This window comes from Patulibacter defluvii, assembly GCF_034096925.1.
Taxonomy (GTDB): domain Bacteria; phylum Actinomycetota; class Thermoleophilia; order Solirubrobacterales; family Solirubrobacteraceae; genus Patulibacter; species Patulibacter defluvii.
The window spans coordinates 52,590-73,943 of record NZ_JAWZSQ010000022.1 but is presented as its reverse complement, the minus strand read 5'-3'; the positions used below and the strand labels follow the sequence as shown (position 1 = coordinate 73,943).

At 73.2% G+C, this 21,354-nt stretch carries 19 protein-coding genes; 17 read left to right on the top strand and 2 right to left on the bottom strand.

Annotated elements, in window-relative coordinates:
• Positions 1-83 precede the first annotated feature (83 nt).
• On the top strand, positions 84-584 hold the full coding sequence (locus SH587_RS19445; protein WP_320672317.1) for a flavin reductase family protein: 501 nt from the start codon (positions 84-86) through the stop codon (positions 582-584).
• On the opposite strand, the gene SH587_RS19440 is transcribed toward SH587_RS19445, so the two are convergent.
• Positions 581-1,033: a hypothetical protein gene (locus tag SH587_RS19440; protein WP_320672316.1), complete on the bottom strand. Its 453-nt coding sequence runs from the start codon at positions 1,031-1,033 to the stop codon at positions 581-583. The two genes, SH587_RS19445 and SH587_RS19440, sit on opposite strands and share 4 nt — an antisense overlap.
• Before the next feature lie 302 nt (positions 1,034-1,335).
• On the opposite strand from SH587_RS19440, the gene SH587_RS19435 reads away from it, so the two are divergent.
• The 14 genes from SH587_RS19435 to SH587_RS19370 all read left to right on the top strand — a co-directional run bounded on the left by SH587_RS19435 (position 1,336) and on the right by SH587_RS19370 (position 16,916).
• Entirely contained in the window at positions 1,336-1,701 is a 366-nt protein-coding gene (locus SH587_RS19435) for an NADH-quinone oxidoreductase subunit A (protein WP_320672315.1), read from the top strand.
• Positions 1,692-2,339 (top strand): NADH-quinone oxidoreductase subunit B, encoded by a 648-nt coding sequence (locus SH587_RS19430; protein WP_320672314.1) that lies wholly within the window; start codon positions 1,692-1,694, stop codon positions 2,337-2,339. The genes SH587_RS19435 and SH587_RS19430 overlap by 10 nt, the downstream gene beginning before the upstream one ends.
• Positions 2,332-2,832: an NADH-quinone oxidoreductase subunit C gene (locus tag SH587_RS19425; protein WP_320672313.1), complete on the top strand. Its 501-nt coding sequence runs from the start codon at positions 2,332-2,334 to the stop codon at positions 2,830-2,832. Before SH587_RS19430 ends, SH587_RS19425 begins: the two co-directional genes overlap by 8 nt.
• 299 nt (positions 2,833-3,131) lie before the next feature.
• Positions 3,132-4,274 carry an NADH dehydrogenase (quinone) subunit D gene (gene nuoD / locus SH587_RS19420; RefSeq protein WP_375341791.1) on the top strand — a complete coding sequence of 381 codons (1,143 nt, stop codon included), beginning with the start codon at positions 3,132-3,134 and terminating at the stop codon, positions 4,272-4,274.
• Positions 4,271-5,107 (top strand): NADH-quinone oxidoreductase subunit NuoE family protein, encoded by an 837-nt coding sequence (locus SH587_RS19415; RefSeq protein WP_320672311.1) that lies wholly within the window; start codon positions 4,271-4,273, stop codon positions 5,105-5,107. The genes nuoD and SH587_RS19415 overlap by 4 nt, the downstream gene beginning before the upstream one ends.
• On the top strand, positions 5,104-6,420 hold the full coding sequence (gene nuoF / locus SH587_RS19410; RefSeq protein ID WP_320672310.1) for an NADH-quinone oxidoreductase subunit NuoF: 1,317 nt from the start codon (positions 5,104-5,106) through the stop codon (positions 6,418-6,420). The genes SH587_RS19415 and nuoF overlap by 4 nt, the downstream gene beginning before the upstream one ends.
• Positions 6,420-8,921 carry an NADH-quinone oxidoreductase subunit NuoG gene (gene nuoG / locus SH587_RS19405; RefSeq protein ID WP_320672309.1) on the top strand — a complete coding sequence of 834 codons (2,502 nt, stop codon included), beginning with the start codon at positions 6,420-6,422 and terminating at the stop codon, positions 8,919-8,921. Before nuoF ends, nuoG begins: the two co-directional genes overlap by 1 nt.
• Positions 8,922-8,968: 47 nt before the next feature.
• Positions 8,969-9,955 (top strand): NADH-quinone oxidoreductase subunit NuoH, encoded by a 987-nt coding sequence (gene nuoH / locus SH587_RS19400; protein WP_375341790.1) that lies wholly within the window; start codon positions 8,969-8,971, stop codon positions 9,953-9,955.
• 28 nt (positions 9,956-9,983) lie between these two features.
• Positions 9,984-10,517, top strand: a complete 534-nt coding sequence (locus SH587_RS19395; protein WP_320672307.1) for a NuoI/complex I 23 kDa subunit family protein — start codon at positions 9,984-9,986, stop codon at positions 10,515-10,517.
• A 7-nt stretch (positions 10,518-10,524) separates the two neighbouring features.
• Positions 10,525-11,214: an NADH-quinone oxidoreductase subunit J family protein gene (locus SH587_RS19390; RefSeq protein WP_320672306.1), complete on the top strand. Its 690-nt coding sequence runs from the start codon at positions 10,525-10,527 to the stop codon at positions 11,212-11,214.
• A complete protein-coding gene (gene nuoK / locus SH587_RS19385) occupies positions 11,214-11,513 on the top strand; it encodes an NADH-quinone oxidoreductase subunit NuoK (protein ID WP_320672305.1) in 300 nt (99 codons plus the stop codon). The genes SH587_RS19390 and nuoK overlap by 1 nt, the downstream gene beginning before the upstream one ends.
• A gap of 73 nt (positions 11,514-11,586) precedes the next feature.
• Complete coding sequence (gene nuoL, locus SH587_RS19380; protein WP_320672304.1) at positions 11,587-13,623, top strand: NADH-quinone oxidoreductase subunit L; 2,037 nt, start codon at positions 11,587-11,589, stop codon at positions 13,621-13,623.
• Positions 13,624-13,626: 3 nt separating this feature from the next.
• Positions 13,627-15,345, top strand: a complete 1,719-nt coding sequence (locus tag SH587_RS19375; protein ID WP_320672303.1) for a complex I subunit 4 family protein — start codon at positions 13,627-13,629, stop codon at positions 15,343-15,345.
• Positions 15,342-16,916, top strand: coding sequence for an NADH-quinone oxidoreductase subunit N (locus SH587_RS19370; protein WP_320672302.1), 1,575 nt, complete (start codon positions 15,342-15,344; stop codon positions 16,914-16,916). Before SH587_RS19375 ends, SH587_RS19370 begins: the two co-directional genes overlap by 4 nt.
• Positions 16,917-16,937: 21 nt before the next feature.
• On the opposite strand, the gene SH587_RS19365 is transcribed toward SH587_RS19370, so the two are convergent.
• Positions 16,938-18,500 (bottom strand): glycoside hydrolase family 16 protein, encoded by a 1,563-nt coding sequence (locus SH587_RS19365; protein WP_320672301.1) that lies wholly within the window; start codon positions 18,498-18,500, stop codon positions 16,938-16,940.
• A gap of 122 nt (positions 18,501-18,622) precedes the next feature.
• On the opposite strand from SH587_RS19365, the gene SH587_RS19360 reads away from it, so the two are divergent.
• Positions 18,623-20,647, top strand: a complete 2,025-nt coding sequence (locus SH587_RS19360) for an O-antigen ligase family protein (protein ID WP_320672300.1) — start codon at positions 18,623-18,625, stop codon at positions 20,645-20,647.
• A 54-nt stretch (positions 20,648-20,701) separates the two neighbouring features.
• A complete protein-coding gene (locus SH587_RS19355) occupies positions 20,702-21,343 on the top strand; it encodes a response regulator (RefSeq protein WP_320672299.1) in 642 nt (213 codons plus the stop codon).
• Positions 21,344-21,354: the final 11 nt, after the last annotated feature.

Sequence of the window (21,354 nt, the reverse complement as noted above, 5' to 3'; positions counted from 1 at the left end):
CTTTCGACGGCGGCAACCATCGGCTGGTGCCGGGGGCGCATGCAAGCGGTCCCGCGATCGCCGCTCGGTAGCGTGTCGAGCGCATGCCCGACGTCCCGCTGGACCCCGCCACGTACCGCCAGGTGATCGGGCGCTTCCCGACCGGCGTCGCCGTGGTGACCTGCGTCGGCGAGGACGGCCCGGCCGGCCTGACCACCAACGCGATCAGCTCGTTGTCGCTCGACCCGCTGCTGATGCTGGTCTGCTTCGACAACGGCAGCCGCACGTTGACCGCCGTCCGCCACGCCGGCCGCTTCGCGGTCAGCATCCTCCGCGACGACCAGGAGGACGTGGCGCGGGTCTTCGCCAGCAAGCGGGCCGGCGGCGACAAGCTGCAGGCGGTCCTGCACCGGATCCACCACGGCGTGCCGGTGGTCGACGACGCGGCCGCCTGGCTGGTCTGCGAGCTGCGCGAGCTGCTGCCCGGCGGCGACCACACGATCGGGATCGGCGCAGTGGTCGACGCCGGCGAGGACCCCGACGCGACCCCGCTGCTCTTCCACCGCGGGGCGTTCGACCGGATGCCGGACGCCGCCGCGTCCTAGATCCCGCCGCGCTCGACCACCACGCGCAGGGCCAGGAAGCCGATCACCAGCGCCGCGGCGGTCATGATCCCGACCTCGCGGCGGACGATCTCGCGCACGACCGAGCGCTGGGCGGCGGCGTCGAGCTCGGCGACCTCAGCCGCCCCGGCCAGCCCGCGCCGCTCCAGCACCTGCTCGGCGGCGACCACCCGCAGCTGCTCGGCCACCAGCGAGACCGCCACCGGCAGCAGCGTGTAGAGCCAGAAGAGCCAGTTGTCGGGGTGGGTCCCCGTCGCCCAGACGACGCCGGCCAGCAGCGCCAGCAGCAGCGCGCCGGCCTGGGTGGCGCGGATCGCGATCCAGTAGCGGTTGGCGGCCTCGAACCGGTACCAGAGCCAGCTGCCCCAGAACCCGGTCGCGAGGCCGACGGCCGCGACCAGCAGCGAGACGATCAGGGCGGCGGTGGCCATCGGCGGAGCATCGTCGCACGGGCGCCCGCCCGGCCGTCGTCCAGGCGGCCGCGGTCGGGCCCTCCACCCACCCGGTCGGGGGCCGTCCACCCACCGCCGGAGGGTCGCCCTTCCGTCCACCCGGAACCCCGTTTCAACCCAACCAAAACCATCGGAATTGCCGTCCTCGTGACAGCGCGCACGTCGCCTCGTGGCCGCTGTGACGAACTCCGCCCTACTTCGTGTTCAACGGCACGAACGACCTGAAAAACCACCCAACTCGCCCCCGGCGCCACCCCGGCCAGGTGATAGAACAGACGGCGGTGCTCCGGTCCTACTTGCCGATCCTCGTCTTCCTGCTTCTCTCGACCGGCGTTGGCGCGCTGTTCCTGATCGCCAACAGCTACCTCGGGCCACGCTTCAAGCGTCGGCCGACCGAGTTCTCGGGGGACGCCTACGAGTGCGGCCTGCCGTCCGAGGTCCAGCAGGGCTTCCGCTTCGGGATCAGCTTCTACCTGATCGCGATGCTGTTCCTGCTGTTCGACATCGAGGTGGTCTTCCTCTACCCGATCGCGGTCGAGCTGCGGGCCATCGGCACCTTCGCGCTGATCGAGACGGCGGTCTTCATCGTCCTGCTGTTCGTCGCGCTGATCTACGTCTGGCGGCGAGGAGCCCTCGAATGGAAGTGATCCGGAGCGGCGGTCCCTCGGCCGCGCTGACGGAGGCGGACAAGGTCGCGTTCCGGGCCCGCCAGTCGCGGGCCCGCGATCTGCTGCGCGGCGAGCTGGAGGGCGAGGAGCTCGAGCAGCACGTCCGCGACAGCATCATCACCACCACCCTGGACAAGGCCACCAAGTGGGCCCAGGGCAACTCGATCTTCCCGCTGACCTTCGGGCTCGCCTGCTGCTCGATCGAGATGATGAGTCTGGTCGGCGCGCGAATGGACATCTCGCGCTTCGGCGGCGAGGCGATGCGCGGCACCCCGCGCCAGTCCGACCTGATCATCCTCGCCGGCCGCGTCTCGATGAAGATGGCCCCGGTCGTGCGCCGCGTCTACGACCAGATGCTGGAGCCGAAGTACGCGATCGCGATGGGCGCCTGCAGCTCGTCGATGGGCGTCTTCAACAACTACGCCGTGGTCCCGGCCGACAAGTTCATGCCGGTCGACGTCCACATCCCCGGTTGCCCGCCGCGGCCCGAGGCCGTGATGTACGGGATCCTCAAGCTGCGCAAGATGATCCAGGACGACCCGACGATGGGTTGGCGCGATCGCTACCGGGCGCAGGGCACCGAGGAGCAGTCGCCCGAGGACGGCGCGCGTGCCTGACGGCGCCGCGCTCGAGCGGTTGGCCCAGCTGGTCGGGACGGACGCGGTGCTCGCGACCGTCACCGCGCGCGGCCGGGCGGAGATCGAGGTCCGGCCGGCCGCGATCGGCGCCGCGCTGGAGCGGCTCCGCAGCGAGGGCTACACGATGCTGATGTCGCTGCACGGCGTCGACTACCACCCCGAGGAGCCGCGCCTGGGCGTGGTCTACGAGCTGCTCTCGATGCAGCTCCAGGATCGCGTGACGGTCAAGGTCCGGGTGCCGATCGGCGACCCGCACGTGCCGTCGGTGGTCTCCGACTGGCCGACCGCCGACTACCAGGAGCGCGAGGCGTTCGACATGTTCGGCGTGGTCTTCGACGGCCACCCCGACCTGCGCCGGATCCTGATGCCGGAGGACTACCTCGGCCATCCGCAGCGGCGCGACTTCCCGATCGGCGGCGAGCCGGTGATCTTCACCGAGAACGAGCGCCGCAACCCGGGGTGGTGGAAGTGAGCGACGAGACCCCGAAGCCCGGCGGCGAGCCGGACGCGCCCGCCGCGGGCGAGGCCGGCCGGCCGAGCCACCGCGAGCAGGACGCCCCCGCCACGACCGAGCAGCGCCAGGCCGGCGCCGACGTCGCCGACCTGCTCGGCGGCGCGCCCGGCGGTCCGCTGACCGCGGTCGCCGACGAGCCCGCCGACCAGAGCGGCGACGGCCCCTCCACGTACCGGATCCAGGAGCAGTCGATCGACTTCTCCGCCCAGCTGCGGCAGGTCGCCACCCGCGACGACGCCGAGCTGCTGACGATCAACATGGGCCCGCACCACCCCGCCACGCACGGGGTGCTGCGCCTGCTGACGACGCTCGAGGGCGAGGTCGTCCGCGACGTCAAGCCGATCGTCGGCTACCTCCACACCGGGATCGAGAAGACCGCCGAGGACAAGGCCTACTGGAAGGCCATCCCCGTCATCGAGCGGATGGACTACCTCGCGTACTACTTCAACGCGATGGCCTACGTCGGCGCGGTCGAGGACCTGCTCGAGGTCGAGGTCCCCAAGCGGGCCCAGTACCTGCGGGTCATCCACCTCGAGCTGAACCGGATCATGAGCCACCTGGTCTGGCTCGGGACGACGATGCTCGACCTCGGCGCGATCTCGATCTTCTGGTACGCGTTCCGCGAGCGCGAGACGATCCTCGACCTCTTCGAGTACTCGTCGGGGCAGCGGATGCACACCCGCTACTTCCAGATCGGCGGGGTCGCCGAGGACATCCCCGGCGGCTGGGAGCAGAGCCTGCGGCGGTTCCTGGTCGAGATGCCGAAGCGCATCGACCAGTACGACGCGATGCTGAAGAAGAACGAGATCGTGCTGCGCCGCCTGCGGCACGTCGGCGTGCTCGACGCCGAGTCGCTCCAGCGCTGGGGCGTCAGCGGGCCGCTGCTGCGCGCCGCCGGCGTCCCCTGGGACCTGCGCAAGGCGATGCCCTACTCGTCCTACGACGACTTCGACTTCCGGATCCCGGTCGGGACCGAGGGCGACAACTACGACCGCTACCTGGTCCGCGTGGCCGAGATGCGGGAGTCGCTGCGGATCATCGAGCAGGCGATCGACGGCCTGCCCGAGGGTCCCTGGATCACCGAAGACCGCAAGGTCGCGCTGCCGCCGCGGCACGAGCTGGCGACCTCGATGGAGGCGCTGATCCACCACTTCAAGCTCGTCACCGAGGGCATGCGCGTCCCGGCCGGCGAGGCGTACCACGCGATCGAGGGCCCGCGCGGCGAGCTCGGCTGCTTCGTCCGCTCCGACGGCTCGAGCAAGCCGGCGCGCGTGCACGTCCGCGACCCCTCGTTCGTCAACCTCCAGGCGTTCGGCGACATGGCCCGCGGCGAGTACATCGCCGACATGATCGCCACCCTCGCCTGCCTCGATCCGCTGCTGGGAGGGATCGATCGATGAGCCTCCGTCGTGACCCGCTCGGCCCGGTCGACCGCGAGGCCGTCCGCGAGGGCGCCGACATCGCCAGCCGCGTCCACGTCCCCGGCGACGGCGACGGGCTCTCGGGCGAGCTGTTCCGCCACGAGGTCCACCGCGGCCGCGACGGCTCGCGGGTGCCCGGCTGGCGCGAGGGCTACGTCCCGGGCAAGGAGCCGGCCGGCGTGCCGGATCCGGCCCAGGTCGAGGTCCCGGCCGCGCTGCGGGCGGAGATCGAGGACTACATGTCCCGCTACCCCGACCCGAAGTCGGCGGCGATCCCGGCCCTCGCCGCCGCCCAGCGGCTGCACGGCTGGTGCTCGCCGACGGCGATCGAGCAGGTCGCGTGCGTGATGCGGCTGACCCCGGGCTACCTGACCGCGGTCGCCGGCTTCTACGACATGCTCGAGACCAAGCCGGTCGGGCGGCGGACGGTCTACGTCTGCACCAACATCTCCTGCTCGCTGCTCGGCGGCGACGAGTTGCTGGCCGGGCTGCGCGCCGAGCTGGGCGACGACCAGGACGTCAACATCCGCGGCTTCGAGTGCCTCGGCGCCTGCGACATCGCCCCGATGTGCTCGGTCGACGGGGTCTACGTCGGCCCGGTCGCCGACGACGAGATCCCGCTGCTGGCCGAGCAGATCGCCAACGGCGGCGATCCGCTGCCCGACAAGCAGCTGGTCCGCCGGCGGGTCGCCGACAGCGCCGCCAACTCCGAGGCGGTCGAGATCGAGGCGATCGAGGCCGGCACGATCGGACCGGTCCTCCACGACGATCCGGCCACCGGCGGGAACGACATCTCAGGGGCGTCGCGATGACCCACAAGCTCCTCTTCCACGACATCGACGAGCCGGGCCTGGCCACGATCGAGGTCTACAAGCGCCGCGGCGGCTACCAGCAGGCCGAGCGGGCGTTGGCGATGGCGCGCGACTCGATCGTCAAGGAGATCGAGGTCTCCGGCCTCCGCGGTCGCGGCGGCGCCGGCTTCCCGACCGGCAAGAAGGCGTCGTTCATCCCCCAGGGGAAGATGGACAAGTACCTCGTCTGCAACGCCGACGAGTCGGAGCCCGGGACCTTCAAGGACCGCGAGCTCATGCAGAAGAGCCCGCACACCCTGATCGAGGGCATGATCATCGCCGCCTACGCGGTCGGGGCGAACAAGGCCTTCATCTTCATCCGCGGCGAGTACGTCCAGCAGGCGGAGATCCTCGAGGCGGCCGTCCAGGAGGCGAAGGACGCCGGCTACATCGGGCCGAACGTGCTCGGCCGCGGGATCGACCTCGACCTCTGGGTCCACCGCGGCGCCGGCGCCTACATCTGCGGCGAGGAGACCGGCCTGCTCGACGCGCTCGAGGGCCGCCGCGGCAACCCGCGCCTGAAGCCGCCGTTCCCGGCCAACCAGGGCCTGTACCAGGGCCCCACCCTCCTCAACAACGTCGAGACGCTGGCGGCGATCCCGCACATCCTCGCGGTCGGGGCGGAGGAGTACGCGAAGATGGGCGTCGAGGCGTCCAGCGGCACCAAGCTGATCTCCGTCTCCGGCAACGTCCAGCGGCCGGGCAACTACGAGATCGAGCTCGGGATGACCGGGCGCGAGATCATCTACGGCCTCGCCGGCGGGCCCGAGCCCGGGCGCGAGGTCTTCTTCTGGTTCCCCGGCGGCAGCTCGTCGCCGGTGCTGACCAAGGACGACCTCGACCTGCCCTACGACTACAACTCGCTGGCCGGGGCGAAGACGATGCTCGGCTCGGGCGCGATCATCGTCGTCGACGACTCGAACTCGGTGGTCGACGTCGCGGTCAAGACGGCGAGCTTCTACAAGCACGAGAGCTGCGGCAAGTGCACGCCCTGCCGCGAGGGCACCAACTGGACGACGAAGATGCTCAAGCGCATCCAGTCCGGCGAGGCGACCCCGATGGACCTCGACGTGATCGAGTCGGTCTGCGACCAGATCATGGGCAACTGCCTCTGCGTGCTCGGCGACGCGATGGCGATGCCGGTCGCCTCGATGGTCCAGAAGTTCCGGCCCCAGTTCGAGGCCCACATCGAGCAGGCGCGGGCGGCCAACGAGGCACGGCTGCTGGCCTCGCTCGACGACGAGGCTCCGGTGCTGGAAGGGATCGGTCGCTGATGCCGCGCCCCGAGATCGAGCAGATCACCTTCACCGTCGACGGCCGCGAGGTCGTCGCCGCCGCCGGCACGATGCTCGCCGACGCCGCCAAGCTGGGCGACGTCGACATCCCCGTCTTCTGCTACGAGCCGAAGCTCGGCCAGCCGGTCGGCGCCTGCCGCATGTGCCTGGTCGAGGTCGAGGGGATCCCGAAGCTCCAGACCGCCTGCTCGACCCCCGTCCGCGACGGGATGGTCGTCCACACCGAGACCCCGCGCGTGAAGGCCGCGCAGGAGTCGGTGGTCGAGTTCCTGCTCCTCAACCACCCGCTCGACTGCCCGGTCTGCGACAAGGGCGGCGAGTGCCCGCTGCAGGACATCTCCTACGGCTGGGGCCGCGGCGAGAGCCGGATGGTGGAGCCGAAGCGCCACTTCGAGAAGCCGGTCGAGCTGAGCCCGCTGATCGCGATCGACCGCGAGCGCTGCATCCTCTGCTACCGCTGCGTGCGGTTCAGCCAGGAGGTCTCCGAGGACTACCAGCTGATCCTCCACGAGCGCGGGGCCGACACCTTCGTCGGGACCTTCGACGGCCACCCCTACGTGGCCCCGTTCAGCGGCAACATCATCGAGCTGTGCCCGGTCGGGGCGCTGACCAGCCAGGCCTACCGCTTCCGCGCGCGGCCGTGGGACATCGAGCAGTCCGGTTCGGTCTGCACGCTCTGCCCCGGCCAGTGCAACGTCAGCTACACCGTCCGCGACGACCGCGTGATGCGGGTCCTCAGCCGCGAGAACGACGCCGTCGACGACGGCTGGCTCTGCGACCGCGGGCGCTTCGCCTACCAGTCCTCCTACGTCGACGAGCGGGTCACCGAGCCGCTGCTGCGCGACGGCGGGGTGCTGCGGCCGGTCAGCTGGGACCGCGCGCTGACCGAGGCCGCCCGGCTGCTCGGGAAGGGCAGCGGGATCGCCGCCCTCGCCGCCGGCTCGACCAGCAACGAGGAGGGCTGGCTGCTGCGGCGGCTGCACGCCGACGTCCTCGGCAGCCACGACTTCGACAGCCGCGTCGGGGCCACCGGCCCGGCGGTCTCGGCCGGCCTGCTGGCCGCGCTCGACACGCCCGAGGCGCAGGCCACGGTGCCGGACGTCGAGTGGGCCCACAGCGTGCTGGTGCTCGACGCCGAGCCGGTCGACGACATGCCGATCCTCGACCTGCGGATCCGCAAGGGCGTCCGCCGGCACGGGATGCGGCTGGCCGTCGCCACCAGCCGCCCATCGAGCCTCGACTCGATCGCCGAGCAGGCGGTGCGCTTCGCGCCCGGCGCCGGCGAGGCCTTCGCCTGCGCGCTCGACGCCGCGATCGGCGGGGTCGGCGATGTCGGCGGCCTGGCGGCCGCGGCCGGCGCCGATCCGGCCCAGGTCGAAGCGCTCGGGCGGATGCTGCGCGAGGCCGGCGAGGACGTCGTGATCGTCTGGGGCGAGCGGCTGACCCACGGCGGCAACCCCGACAACGCCGCCCGCGCGCTGCTGAAGGTCGCCGGCCGGCTGGGCCTGCTGGACGACCGCGCCGGCGCCGGCCTGCTGCAGGTGCCGTCGAGCCCCAACGGCCGCGGCCTGCGCGAGATCGGCCTGCTGCCGACCAGCGGCCCCGGCTTCCGCGAGCCGGCCGAGGTCGGCCGTTCCGCGCGCGAGATCGCCGAGGCGACCGCCGCCGGCCGGATCAGCGCCCTCCATCTGCTGCACGTCGACCCGGTCCAGAGCTTCCCCGAGCGGGGGCTGTGGGAGCGCGCGCTCGACCGCGCGTCCGGCGTCGTCGCCCACGCCCAGTTCCTGACCGACGGCCTCCGCGAGCACGCGACGGTCGTCTTCCCGGCCGAGGCCGGGGCCGAGAAGGAGGGCACCGTCACCCATCCGGACGGCCGGATCCAGCGGCTGCGGCCGGCGGTCGGGCGGCCGGAGGACGCGCGTCCGACCTGGCAGGTGCTCTCGCAGCTGATCGTCGCCACCGGCGGCGAGGCGACGGCCCTGACCTCGATGATGGTCACCAGCGAGATCGCCGAGGCGGTCCCGTTCTACGCCGGCCTGACCCACGACGAGATCGGCGGCTTCGGCGTCCGCTGGCAGGAGCGCGAGGCCGCCGCGGCCTTCCCCGCCGGCGAGAGCGGGCCGTTCACGCTCGACGCGCCGCAGCCCGCTGCCAGTCCCAACGGGGCGCTGCGGCTGGGGCGCTTCCGGTCGGTCTGGGCCTCGCCCGAGGTCGTCCATGCGCCGGCGCTCAAGTTCCTCGCCCCCAAGCAGCGGGCCGAGCTCAACCCCGACGACGCCGAGGAGCGGGGCATCCGCCACGGTCAGCAGGTCACGGTCACGGCGACGGACGAGGAGGGCCGCGCGGCCTCGATCGCCGCGGTCGCCCACCTCCGCGCGGCAGCCCCGCGCGGCAGCGTCTTCCTCGAAGCGGGCCTGGGGGCGGAGAGCGTCGACGCGCTCGACGCGCCGCTGGTGCGGGTGGAAGGCGGCCGGGCGTGATCGCGCCGGCGCCGCTGGCCGAGGTCGGGTTCTACGAGCCCTGGTGGATGCAGCTGATCAAGACCCTGGTCTTGTTCGGCGTCGGCTTCTCGCTGGTCCCGCTGGCGCTGCTCTACGAGCGCAAGCTGCTCGGCCGCTTCCAGAACCGGCCAGGCCCGAACCGCGTCGGCCCCTTCGGCACGTTGCAGCCGATGGCCGACATCTTCAAGCTCGTCACCAAGGAGCAGTTCAAGCCGCGCGGGTCGATCGGCTGGCTGTTCATCCTCTCGCCGCTGCTGGCGATGGTGGCGGCGCTGGCGACCTTCGCCCTGGTGCCGTTCAGCGGCCGTCCGCAGGACATCTTCGGCACGCCGGTCGGGCTCTACGGGCTCGACTCCGACATCGGCCTGCTGATCTTCTTCGCCTTCAGCTCGATCGGCGCCTACGGGGTGCTGCTCGGCGGCTGGTCGTCGGGCTCGAAGTACTCGTTCCTCGGCGCGATGCGCGGCGCGGCCCAGCTGATCTCGTACGAGGTCTCGCAGGGACTGGCGCTGCTCGGGATCGTGATGACCGCCGGCACGCTGTCGCTGTCGGGGATCGTCGAGCACCAGTCGGGGATGTGGTTCGTGCTGCCCCAGATCGTCGGCGCGTTCATCTTCTTCGTCGCCACCCTGGCCGAGATCAACCGCACGCCGTTCGACCTGCTGGAGGCCGACTCCGAGCTGGTCGCCGGCTACATGACCGAGTACGGCGGCGGCCGCTTCGCCCTCTACTACGTGGCCGAGTACGTCCACCTGGTGATGGCGGGCGCGATGTTCGCCACCCTCTTCCTCGGCGGCTGGCACCTGCCGTTCGGGATCGACGCCCCCGGCTGGGTCGACCCGTTCGTGGTGCTCGCGAAGACCGCGGTGATCGTCTCGCTGATCATCTGGATCCGCGCCTCGCTGCCGAAGGTCCGCTACGACCAGCTGATGTCGTTCGGCTGGAAGGTCCTGCTGCCCCTGGCCACCCTCAACGCGCTCGTGACGGCGGTCATCCTCGTCGTCACCGACTGAGCGCACCGGAATCACGAAGGCCTCCCTCATGCCCTGGAACCCCGGAGACGACCTCGTCGCGGTGCAGCGCGGCCCCGAGCCCGGCGGGCTCGGCGGCGCCTACCGCGTGCTGGGCGAGACCCTGCGCGGCCTGAAGACCTCGTTCGGACGGGTCGTCGAGGGCACCACGACGATCGAGTACCCCGAGCAGAAGACGCCGGTCTACCCGCGCTTCCGCGGCCGCCACCGGCTGCACACGTTCGAGGACACCGGGCTGGAGAAGTGCGTCGGCTGCTCGCTCTGCGCCGCCGCCTGCCCGGCCGACTGCATCCGCGTGGTCGCGGCCGAGAACGACCCGCTCGACCGGGTCTCCGGCGGCGAGCGCTACGCGGCGGTCTACGAGATCAACATGAGCCGCTGCATCTTCTGCGGCTACTGCGAGATGGCCTGCCCGTTCGACGCGATCACGATGGGCCACGACTACGAGCTGGCCGACTACAACCGGTCGGACCTGATCTTCACCAAGGAGATGCTGCTCGAGGAGCCGCCGGTGCGGACGCCGCTGCGGGCGGAGGGGGAGTAGCCGCGGCATGAACGAGCTGCTCTTCTTCATCGCCGGCCCGCTGGCCGTGATCGCCGCCCTCGGCGTGGTGGTCCTGCGCAACCCGTTCTACGCGGTGCTGTCGCTGGTCGCCCACCTGCTGTCGCTGGCCGCGCTCTTCCTGCTGCTCTACGCGCCGTTCGTCGCCGTGGTCCAGGTGATGGTCTACGTCGGCGCGGTGATGGTGCTCTACGTCTTCGTCAACGCCTACGTCGGCGGCGCCACCGACGCCACCGGTGGGCCCGCGCCGACGCTGCGCTGGCTCTCGGTCGCGATCGGGATCGGGCTGCTGGCGACGGTCGCGATCGCCACCCTCGGCTCGGGCCTGAAGGCGATCGACGCCGACGGCGCGAAGATCGGCGCCGACTTCGGCTCGCCCGGCCAGATCGGCGAGCTGCTGCTGACCCGCTTCCTGCTGCCCTTCGAGGCCGCCTCGTTCCTGCTGCTGGTGGCCGCCGTCGGCGCGGTCGTGCTGGCCCGCCGCCGCCGCGGCGTGCTGCCCGGCGAGGAGCGGATGATCGCCGCCCTCGACCTGCTGGCGCCGACCGGCACCGGCTCGATGCGCGAGGGCGTCGGCGCCGTCAACCCGGTCCCGGGCGCGCTCAGCGCCCACATCACGCCGTCGACCGGCGCCGGGTCCCCGCCCTCCCGCGGCGACCTGGACGGAGAGGAGGACTGATGGCCACCGGCTGGTACCTCGCCGTCTCGGCGATCGTCTTCGCGATCGGCGCCGCCGGCGTGCTCACGCGCCGCAACCCGCTGCTGGTCCTCGTCTGCCTGGAGCTGATGCTCAACGCCGGCAACCTGGCGCTGCTCTCGTTCGCGCGGATGCACGGCTCCGAGGAGGGCCAGGTCTTCGCGCTGGTGGTGATGGTCGTCGCCGCGGCCGAGGTCGCCGTCGGCCTGGGGATCGTCGTCGCCCTGTACCGCAACCGCGTCGCCGTCGACGTCGACGAGCTGCGGGAGTTGCAGGGATGACCGCCGCCGTCTCGCCTTCCATGCCCGACTCCGTCGTCACTTCACCCGTCCCCGGCCCGAACGGGGGTGCCCGATGAGCCCGACCGCCGCCGGCTGGATCGTCCTCGCGCTGCCGCTGTTCGGCGCGATCGTCCTCGGGCTCGGCTTCCGCGCCTGGAAGGGCGTCGCGGCCGGGATCCTCGGCACCGCCACCGTCGGGCTCGGCTTCGTCTTCTCCGTGCTGGCCCTGATCGGGCTCCAGGGCAAGGACGAGGAGCACCGCCAGATCGCCTCCAAGCTGTGGGACTACGCCCAGGTCGGCGGGGTCCATGTGCGGATGGAGATCCTCGTCGACCCGCTGTCGGTCGTGATGCTGCTGGTGGTGACCGGCGTCTCGACGCTGATCCACCTGTACTCGCTGGCCTACATGCGCGGCGACGCCGGCTACGCGCGCTTCTTCTCGTACCTGAACTTCTTCGTCTTCTCGATGCTGCTGCTGGTCCTGGCCAGCAACTTCGTGCTGCTGATCGTCGGCTGGGCCTTCGTCGGCGCGGCCAGCTACATGCTGATCAGCTACTGGTACCGCCGGACCACGGCGACCAGCGCCGGCATCAAGGCGTTCGTGATCAACGTCGTCGGCGACATCGGGCTGGTGCTCGGCGCGATCCTGCTGCTGCGCCACACCCACACGGTCGACTTCCTGGAGACCTTCGCGCGGGCCGAGGAGACCTTCGGCCCGGCCAGCGGCTCGACCGGGTCGCTGACCGCGGGCCTGCTGCTGATCATGGTCGGCGCCTTCGCCAAGTCGGCCCAGCTGCCGCTGCACACCTGGCTGCCGGACGCGATGGAGGGCCCGACGCCGGTCTCCTCGCTGATCCACGCGGCGACGATGGTGACCGCCGGCGTCTACCTGATCGCGCGCCTGCACCCGCTCTTCCAGCTGTCGGAAACGGCGATGGCGGTCGGGGCGATCATCGGCCTGCTGACGCTGCTGGTGGCCGGCACGATCGGCCTCACCCAGACCGACCTCAAGCGCGTCATCGCCTACTCGACGATGTCCCAGATCGGCTACATGATCATGGGCGTCTCGGCCGGGGCCTACGTCGCCGGCATGTTCCACCTGGTGACGCACGCGTTCTTCAAGGCGCTGCTGTTCATGGCCGCCGGCTCGCTGATCGCCGCGATGGCCGGCGAGCAGTCGCTCGACAAGATGCGCGGCTTCCGCAAGGCGATGCCGTTCACCTTCGGCGCGTTCGTGATCGGCGGCCTGGCGCTGGCCGGGATTCCGCCCTTCTCCGGCTTCTTCTCGAAGGACGAGATCCTGGCGGTGCTGGCGGCCGAGGGCGGCTGGCACTGGATCCTGGTCGTCGGCGGCTACGTCGGCGCCTTCCTGACCGCGGTCTACACCTGGCGGATGATCTTCCGGGCCTTCTGGGGCGAGCCCTGTCCCGAGGCCAAGGAGCTGGAGGAGGGCCACCTCCACCACGCCGAGGTCCACCGCAACCCGGCCAACGGCGAGATCGAGGACACCGACGTCGGCTTCCCCGGCCCGGAGCACCACATCGCCGAGCGGGCGACGCCGATGCGGATCGCGATGGGCGGCCTGGCGGTGCTGGCGGTCCTCGGCGGCCTGCTGGGGATCCCGTTCGGGATCCTGACGCCGCTGGAGCACTTCCTCGATCCGGTCTTCGAAGGCGCGCACACCGCGCACCCGGGCGACGGCCTGACGGCGATCGGGCTGCTGGTGGGCACCCTGCTCGGCGTCGCCGGGATCTACGTCGCCTACGTGATCTGGGCCAAGCCGCTGGAGCGGGGCGAGTCGCCGACGGCGATCTCGGCCGGCTGGCAGGAGCGGTTCGCGCCGATCCACCGGCTGTTCGTCAACAAGTGGTACTTCGACGAGCTGATCAACGCCCTGATCGTCACGCCCTTCCGCGCCTTCGGCCGCTTCGCCCACGACAGCTTCGAGCGGCTGGTGATCGGCGGCGCCTTCGTCGGCGGCGCCAGCGGGGCGACCCGCGGCGCGTCGGCGCTGGTGCGGCGGCTGCAGTCGGGCTACCTGCGGTCGTACTCGGCGCTGCTGCTGAGCGGGTTGATCGTCGTCCTCGTCTACTTCCTGGCCCAGAGCTGACCGATGCCGCACCTCTCGATCATCCTCTGGCTGCCGCTGGCGTTCGCGATCGCCGGGCTCTTCCTGCCCGGCAAGAGCGTCCGCTGGCTGTCGCTCGGCGGCTCGCTGCTGACGCTCGGCCTGGTCGTCGCCTACCTGTTCGACTTCGAGTCGGGCAAGCCGGGGCTCCAGCACCCGACCGACGAGAACTGGATCAGCGCCCTCGGCGTCCACTACCAGCTGGGCATCGACGGGCTCAACGTCTGGCTGCTGCTGCTGGCCGCCGTCGGCTTCACCTTCTCGATCGCGTGGTCCGCGTTGAAGGACGACGCCGCCTCGCTCGACCGTCCGCAGCAGTACTACTTCCACCTCGGGCTGGCCCAGACCGCCGTCATCGGGGCGCTGATCGCGCAGGACCTGATCCTGTTCGTCGCCTTCTTCGACCTGATGCTGATCCCGTTCTTCTTCCTCACCGCCCAGTGGGGCGAGGGGGAGGAGCGGACCAAGGCCGTCATCAAGATGGTCGTCTACACCCTCGTCGGCTCGCTGCTGATGCTGGTCGGCGCGATCGCCACCGGCGTGCTCGCGACCCCCGAGGGCCAGTCGGTCAGCTTCTCGTTCGCCGACCTGGCGGCGCGCGGCGTGCCCGAGGGCAGCCAGGGCTGGATCTTCGCCTGCTTCGCCGCGGCCTTCCTGGTCAAGATGCCGGCCTTCCCGATCCACGGCTGGCTGCGCGACGGCTACAAGGCGATGCCGCTGCCGGTGCTGGCGGTCTTCTCGGGCGTGCTCAGCAAGGTCGCGATCTACGGCTTCCTGCGGGTCGCGCTGCCGCTGCTGCCGCAGGGCGCGGCCGACCTCCGCTGGGTGGTCCTGATCATCGCCGTGATCTCGATCCTCTACGCCAGCTCGATCGCGCTGACCACCACCGACGCCCGGCTGGTGCTCGGGTTCTCGTCGGTCGCCCAGCTCGGCTTCATCACGCTCGGCGTCTTCAGCTTCCGGACCGACGGCGCCAGCGGCGCGCTGCTGCAGTCGGTCAACCACGGGCTGGTCGTGCTGCCGGCGTTCCTCGCGGTCGGGATCCTGGCCGCGCGGGCCGGTGGATCGGAGGACATCCGCGACATGGGCGGCGTGGCCTTCCGCGCGCCGATCTTCGCGGTCCTGTTCGTGATCGTCACCTACGCGGTGCTGGCGATGCCCGGCAGCGCCAACTTCGTCGGCGAGTTCCTGATCCTGCGCGGCACCTGGGAGGGCGCCTCGATCGCGCTCGCCGTGGTCGCCTCGATCGGCGTCGCGCTGGCGGCGGTCTACGCGCTGCGGCTGTTCATCCGCACCACCCACAACCGGGTCGGGCCGCGGGTCGTCAGCCGCGAGCTGCGGCCGGCCGAGCTGCTGCTGATGGCGATCCCGGTGCTGCTGATCGTGGCCCTGGCCGCCTACCCGCAGAAGACGATCCACGCCGGCGAGCAGGCGGCCACCCGCTCGGTGCTCGGCGCCGCGGTCGCCGCCGATCCGGCCGCCGCGCAGCGGATGCTGGCCGACGACGCCCGGACCGGCGGCGACGCGCGGGCGATCCTCGGCGAGACGCCCGGCCAGGGCGCCGCCACGAGCGGCGATCCGGCGACCCCCGAGCCGCAGCCCGGGGCGCCGGAGGGCGACGTGCCGATCGACCCGACCACCGGCCAGCCGGTCGACCCGGGCGCCGCCGAAGCTGTCCCCACGACTCCGGGAGCGGGCCGATGAGCGCCACCGTCTCCGCCGCCGTCAAGGCCCCGCACATCGACTGGGCCGGCTTCTCGCCGGTGCTGGCGCTGTTCGCCGGCGCCGTCGCCGTCCTGCTCGTGGGCCTGCTCCGCTCGCGCTTCGCCCGCGAGCGGGCGGTGCCGTTCCTCAGCATCGTCGCCTTCGCGGCCGCGGTCGGCCTGGCCGTCTGGCAGTGGGACGAGCGTGGCAGCCTGATCTCCGGCGCGCTGGCGCTCGACCCGCTGGCCCTGATCGGCACGATCGGGGTCGGCGTCGCCGGCATCGCCGCGGTGCTGCTGGCCGTCGGGGCGACCGCCCCGCGCGAGGCGGCCCACGGCGAGTTCCACGCCCTGCTGCTGGTCTCGGCCGCCGGCATGGCGCTGTTCGCCGGCGCCCAGAACCTGATCACCACCTTCCTCGGCCTCGAGCTGCTGTCGGTGCCGCTCTACGTGCTGGCGGCGACCGAGCTCTACCGCCGCCGCTCGTTGGAGTCGGGCCTCAAGTACCTGATCGTCGGCTCGGTCGGGTCGGCGACGCTGCTCTACGGCTTCGCGCTGATCTACGGCGCGACCGGCTTCACCGACTACGCGGCGATCGCCCAGGAGATCGGCAACGGCGACCTGCGCAGCGACCCGCTGCTGCTCGGCGGCGTCGCGATGGTCGTCGTCGGCCTCTGCTTCAAGGCCTCGGTCGCGCCCTTCCACCAGTGGACGCCCGACGTCTACGAGGGCGCGCCGACCTCGGTCACCGCCTTCATGGCCACGGCCACCAAGGTCGCGACCCTGATCGCGATGATCCGGCTCTTCGACGTCGCGCTGCCGGGGGTCTCCAGCGTCTGGGGCCCGGCGCTGGCGGCGCTGGCCGCGATCGCGATGATCGTCGGCAACGTCGGCGCGCTCGGCCAGGGCTCGGTCAAGCGGCTGCTGGCCTTCTCCTCCGTCGCCCAGGCCGGCTACATGCTGGTCGGCGTGGTCGTGGCGAGCCCGCTCGGGGCCGAGGCGACCGTCTTCTACGTGCTCGCCTACCTGGTGATGACCGCGGCGGCGTTCGCCGTCGTGACCGCGGTCGAGCGCGACAGCGGCAGCGACCACCAGCAGGCGTTCGTCGGCCTCGGCCGGCGGCGGCCGCTGCACGCGGTCGCGCTGACGCTCTCGCTGCTGGGCCTGGCCGGCGTCCCGGCGACGGTCGGCTTCGTGGCCAAGCTGCGGCTGATCGAGGCGGCGGTCGACGGCGACTACGCCTGGCTGGCCGTGGTGCTGGTGATCGGCTCGATGATCTCGTTCGCCTACTACCTGCGGCTGATCGCGCGGGTCTGGGCCGAGCAGCCGGCCGAGGACGAGGCGGCCGCCGGGGCGCTGGCCGTCCGCGAGACGCCGCAGCTGGCCGGGGCCGACCCCGCCGGCGACGCCGTCAGCGGCGTCCGCGCGCCGGTCGTCGCCGACGGTCCGCGGCTGCCCGTCAGCTTCGTGGCCGCCGTCGCCGGCGCCGCGGTGGTGGTGCTCGGGATCCTGCCCGGGCCGCTGATGGACACGGTCGAGGCCGTCGGCCGCACGCTGCCGGGCCTGCTCTAGGCCCCGCCGGCGGCGGTCCGCTCAGGGCCGCCGCCAGAAGCGCACGTAGTCGGCGTCGAGCGTGGTGGCGAGGGTCGTCGCGTCGGGCAGCGGCGCGCCGTTGGGGCGGCCGGCCTCCATGTAGCGCAGCAGCGCCGTCAGGTGCACCTGGAGCGGTCGCTGGAGCACCTGCTCGATCAGCCGCGCGTGGGCGAAGCGGGCGACCGGGCGGCCGTCGTAGTACCAGGTCATCGCGGCCGCGGTGACCTCGATCCCGACCGTGTGGAACTCCGAGGCGAAGTCGCGGACGGCGTCGCGCTGGCGGGCTCGCGTGCAGGTGCCGGGGCCGGCGAAGCACTGGCTGTCGCCGTACTCGACGGTGCACCAGCCCTCAGCGTTCCACTGGCCGGGACGGCACCAGTGGTAGGTCAGGTCGGCGGTGTCGGCGCGGCCGTCGCCGAACTGCTCGATCACGTCGATCTCCGGCGGCCAGTTCGGGCGTCCCGGCCGCCGCGGGAAGGTGGTCCAGAAGCTGCTGTTGCGGGCCGCGCCGCGGGGCATCCGCACGCGCGCCTCCAGGTAGCCCGGGAAGCCGGCGTCGAGGCCGGCGACGACGCCGGTGCGGGTCTCGATCGCGGCCCCGAGGAAGGGCGGGGCGTAGCGGACGTAGTCGGCCGCGGTCCAGCGCGGGTTGTCGCGGTCGTGGGCCAGGCAGCTGGCGCCGGTCGGGTTGCGCGACGCCCGCAGCCGCGCGACGCCGTCGGCCACGGTCACGTTGTCGGCGGCGGTGCAGCTGCCCCAGTCGTTGTCGTAGCCGCGGCAGTCGCCGTTGGCGCAGCGGCCCCAGACGCGGTCGTCGAGCGCGCGGCCGGAGAACTCGTCGCGGAAGACCAGCGTCCAGGGGCCGGTCGGGCCGTCCGGCGCTGGTCCCGCGACGACCGGGTCGGCGACGGCGCGGCGGGTGCCGGCGGCGGCCCGGACGTCGTCGAGGTGGATCGTGCCCCGCCAGCCGGCGGCCGGCCGGATCTCGATCCCGAGCGCGCTGACGCCACGCCCCGACGGCACCGTCCAGGCGATCGGTTGCCAGCGTCCGGGGCGGACGGCGAGCGAGCGGGCGCGGAGGCCACCGCCGCGGGCGCGGACGTAGGGGCGCAGCCGGCCGGCGAACCCCGCCGGGGTCCGCAGCCAGGCCGTGACCCGGTTGCCGGCGGCCAGCCGCCGGACGGCCAGCGAGGCGTTGGCCAGCCGGACGCCGCCGCTGCCGCGGACGGGGACAGCCAGCGAGGCCCGGCCGCGGTGGCCGACGGTGGTGGCGACGGTCGTCGTCCCGCGGCCGCGGGGCAGCGACCAGCCGCCGCGCCGACGGTCCTCGAAGTCGCGGTCGAGGGCCGGGCGGCGGTCGCTCGACGTCGCGGCGGCGGCGGTGGTGGCGGCGCCGGCCAGGCCGAGGGTGCCGGCCCGGAGGGCGAGCGACGGCCGCCAGGGGGCGCCGGCGGCCCGCAGCGGCGCGACCGCGACGATCGCGGCGGCCACCAGTCCGACGGCGAGCGCCACCAGGATCGTCAGCGGGCGAGAGCGCCCCCACGAGACCGTCCACCTGGTCACCTTGGGCGCATGCTACGCCCGCGCCGACCCCCGGGTGCGGGGTCGGCGGACGGATATCCCCCTCGCGCTCCGCCCACCGGGGGATGGTCGCCCGCCGCCCCAGCGCGCAGACTCGGGGGTTCGTGGCGCTTCCCAGCTCCGTCCACCGCCGCCGACGACGACCCGTCGCGCGGATCGTCGACGCCCTGCCCGCCCCCGATCCGGTCCACGTCGCGCCGCTGCTGCTGGTGGTGCTGGCGCTGCTGCTGGCGCTCCGGGACGGTGGCTTCGCCGGCGCCCACGCCTACCCGATGGCGGTCGTCGCCGTCGCGCTGCTGGCCTGGCCGAGCGGGTCGGCGGCGCCGCTGCCGCGCAGCGCCCGAGTCGCGCTGGCGGCGACGGTCGCGCTGGCCGCCTGGAGCGCGCTCTCGATCGCCTGGGCGACGGTCCCGGCGCGGGCGCTCGAGGCGACGGCTCGGACCGTCCTCTACGGCGTCGGCCTGGCGCTGGTGCTGCGGGTGCCGTGGCCGGTCGCGGCGGCGCGCTCGCTGCTGGCGCTGGTCGGCGGCGGGATCGCGCTGCTGGCCGTGGCGACGCTGCTGCGGACGGCGCTGGCCGGGGATCCCGGCGCGCTGGTGGTCGACGGCCGCCTGACCGCGCCGCTCGGCTACGTCAACGCGACGGCCAACCTGTGGCTGCTGGGGATCTGGCCGCTGGTCGACCGCGCGTGCCACGGGCCGCGCCGCGGGCGCCCGGCGGCGGCCGCGGCGGTCGTGGTGCTGGTCGGGGCGACGCTGCTGACCCAGAGCCGCGGGGCGCTCCTGACGCTCGCCTTGACCGCCGTCGCCTACCTGCTGCTGGTCCGCCCGCGGGCCGCTCCGCTGGCGCTGATCGCGGGGGTGACGCTGCTGGCGCTGCCGCTGGCCATGGTCGCCTTCGACGTCCGCTCGGCGTCGTCGATCCCCGACCTGCGCTCGCGGCTCGACGCGGCGGTGCTGGCGATCGCCGCCGCCGCGCTGGTGGCGGCGACCGTGGTCGCCGGCGGGCAGCGGGCCCGCGGCCGGCTGCCGCGGGCGCTGCGGCGGCGGCTGGCCCACCCGCGGCTGCGGACCGCGGCGGCGGCGACGATCGCGGTCGTGCTGGCGTCGGCGGCGCTGGTCGCGATCGGCGACCCGGTGGCCTGGGGCGGCGACCGCTGGCGCAGCTTCCGCGACGGCGGCTACCGCGAGATGCCCGCGACCGGCAGCCGGCTCGGCTCGCTCGGCTCCTCGCGCTACGACTTCTACCGGGTCGCCCTCGACCGCTTCGCCGCCCGGCCGCTGACCGGCGACGGGGCGGAGAACATCGCCGTCGCCTACCTGCGCGACCGCCACGGCGACGAGGCGCCGGTCTACGCCCACAGCCTGCCGCTCGGCGTGCTGGCCGGGCTCGGGGCGGTCGGGTTGGCGCTCTGGGCGGCGCTGCTCGGCGGGCTCGGACGGGCGGTCGCGGTCGCCCGCCGCCGCGCCGGGCCCGAGGGCCGGGCGGTGGTGGCGGCGGCGGTGGCGGGCTTCCTGGCCTGGTTCGTGCACGGGCTCGGCGACTGGCTGTGGGAGTTCCCGGCCCTGACGCTGCTGGCCTTCGCGCTGCTGGCGGTCGCCGCGCGGACGGTCGCCGACGGGCCGCCGCTGCCGCCGGGGCCGCGGCTCCGCTGGCCGGCGATCGGGCGGCGGCTGACGGCGGTGCTGGTCGCCGCCGTGCTGCTGCTGCCGCTGGCGCTGGCCTCGCACTGGGAGCGGCGGGCGACGGCGCTCGCCTTCCGCCAGCCGGAGCGGGCGATCGCGCTCTTCGGCCGGGCGGCGGCGCTCGACCCGCTCGACGCCGATCCGCTGACCAGCCGCGCGGTCCTGCGCCGGCGGCGCGGCGACGCGGACGGCTGGGAGCGCGACCTGCGGCGGGCGCTCGGGCGGGTGCCCGACGACTGGTTCGCGCGGGCCGAACTGGCGATGGCGCTGGCGCAGCGCGGCGACCGTCGCGGGGCCCGCCGCGAGGCCGCGCGGGCGATCGCCCTCAACCCCCGCCAGCCGGTCCTGGGCGAGCTCCGCGACGGGCGGCCGGTCGCGCCCGACGCGATCGAGCGGCGGCTGGCGGCGGCCCAGGAGCAGCGGCTGCGGCCGCTCGCGCCGTGAGCGCCGGCGACCGCGAGCTGACGGCGTCCCTCCGGCCGGCGTAGATTCCCGCCCATGGCTTCCTCACGCACGACGGTCTACGTGGCCGAGGACCATCCGATCTACCTCGAGGGCCTGGTCCGCACGCTCGGCGGTCGCGCGGACCTGCAGATCGTGGGCAGCAGCGACGACGGCCGGACGGCCTGGGAGCAGATCCAGGAGCTGCGCCCCGACGTGGCGATCCTCGACATGCGGCTGCCGCGGATGACCGGGCTCGAGATCCTCGGCGCGATCCGCCGCCACGAGCTGCCGGTGAAGGCGATGATCCTCTCCGGCGAGACCTCCGGCGACCTGGTCTTCGAGGCGGTCCGGCTGGGGGTCGACGGCTACCTGGCCAAGGAGTCCAACCGCGACGAGGTCGCCGACGCGGTGGCGGCGATCGCCCGTGGCGGGACGGTCTTCTCCTCGGCGGTCCAGGCGGTGCTGGCGTCCGAGGTCCGCGGCCGCGAGCACGAGGAGCGGCCGATCCTCTCCCCGCGCGAGCGGCAGGTGCTGCGGCTGATCGCCGACGGCCTCTCCGGCCCCGCGATCGCCAAGGAGCTGCAGATCGGGGTGGCGACGGTCAAGAGCCACACCCAGAACGTCTACGAGAAGCTCGGCGTGCCGGAGCGGGCGGCGGCGGTCGCCGAGGCGATGCGCCGCGGATTGCTGGAGTAGCGCCGCGGGTC

Excerpts from the sequence above, each read along its gene's own strand:
- nuoH (WP_375341790.1), top strand. The coding sequence starts at position 8,969 with ATGCAGCTGATCAAGACCCTGGTCTTGTTCGGCGTCGGCTTCTCGCTG.
- SH587_RS19355 (WP_320672299.1), top strand. The coding sequence starts at position 20,702 with ATGGCTTCCTCACGCACGACGGTCTACGTGGCCGAGGACCATCCGATC.
- nuoG (WP_320672309.1), top strand. The coding sequence starts at position 6,420 with ATGCCGCGCCCCGAGATCGAGCAGATCACCTTCACCGTCGACGGCCGC.
- SH587_RS19415 (WP_320672311.1), top strand. The coding sequence starts at position 4,271 with ATGAGCCTCCGTCGTGACCCGCTCGGCCCGGTCGACCGCGAGGCCGTC.
- nuoK (WP_320672305.1), top strand. The coding sequence starts at position 11,214 with ATGGCCACCGGCTGGTACCTCGCCGTCTCGGCGATCGTCTTCGCGATC.
- nuoL (WP_320672304.1), top strand. The coding sequence starts at position 11,587 with ATGAGCCCGACCGCCGCCGGCTGGATCGTCCTCGCGCTGCCGCTGTTC.
- nuoF (WP_320672310.1), top strand. The coding sequence starts at position 5,104 with ATGACCCACAAGCTCCTCTTCCACGACATCGACGAGCCGGGCCTGGCC.
- nuoD (WP_375341791.1), top strand. The coding sequence starts at position 3,132 with ATGGGCCCGCACCACCCCGCCACGCACGGGGTGCTGCGCCTGCTGACG.
- SH587_RS19375 (WP_320672303.1), top strand. The coding sequence starts at position 13,627 with ATGCCGCACCTCTCGATCATCCTCTGGCTGCCGCTGGCGTTCGCGATC.
- SH587_RS19440 (WP_320672316.1), bottom strand. The coding sequence starts at position 1,033 with ATGGCCACCGCCGCCCTGATCGTCTCGCTGCTGGTCGCGGCCGTCGGC.
- SH587_RS19445 (WP_320672317.1), top strand. The coding sequence starts at position 84 with ATGCCCGACGTCCCGCTGGACCCCGCCACGTACCGCCAGGTGATCGGG.
- SH587_RS19370 (WP_320672302.1), top strand. The coding sequence starts at position 15,342 with ATGAGCGCCACCGTCTCCGCCGCCGTCAAGGCCCCGCACATCGACTGG.
- SH587_RS19395 (WP_320672307.1), top strand. The coding sequence starts at position 9,984 with ATGCCCTGGAACCCCGGAGACGACCTCGTCGCGGTGCAGCGCGGCCCC.
- SH587_RS19430 (WP_320672314.1), top strand. The coding sequence starts at position 1,692 with ATGGAAGTGATCCGGAGCGGCGGTCCCTCGGCCGCGCTGACGGAGGCG.
- SH587_RS19390 (WP_320672306.1), top strand. The coding sequence starts at position 10,525 with ATGAACGAGCTGCTCTTCTTCATCGCCGGCCCGCTGGCCGTGATCGCC.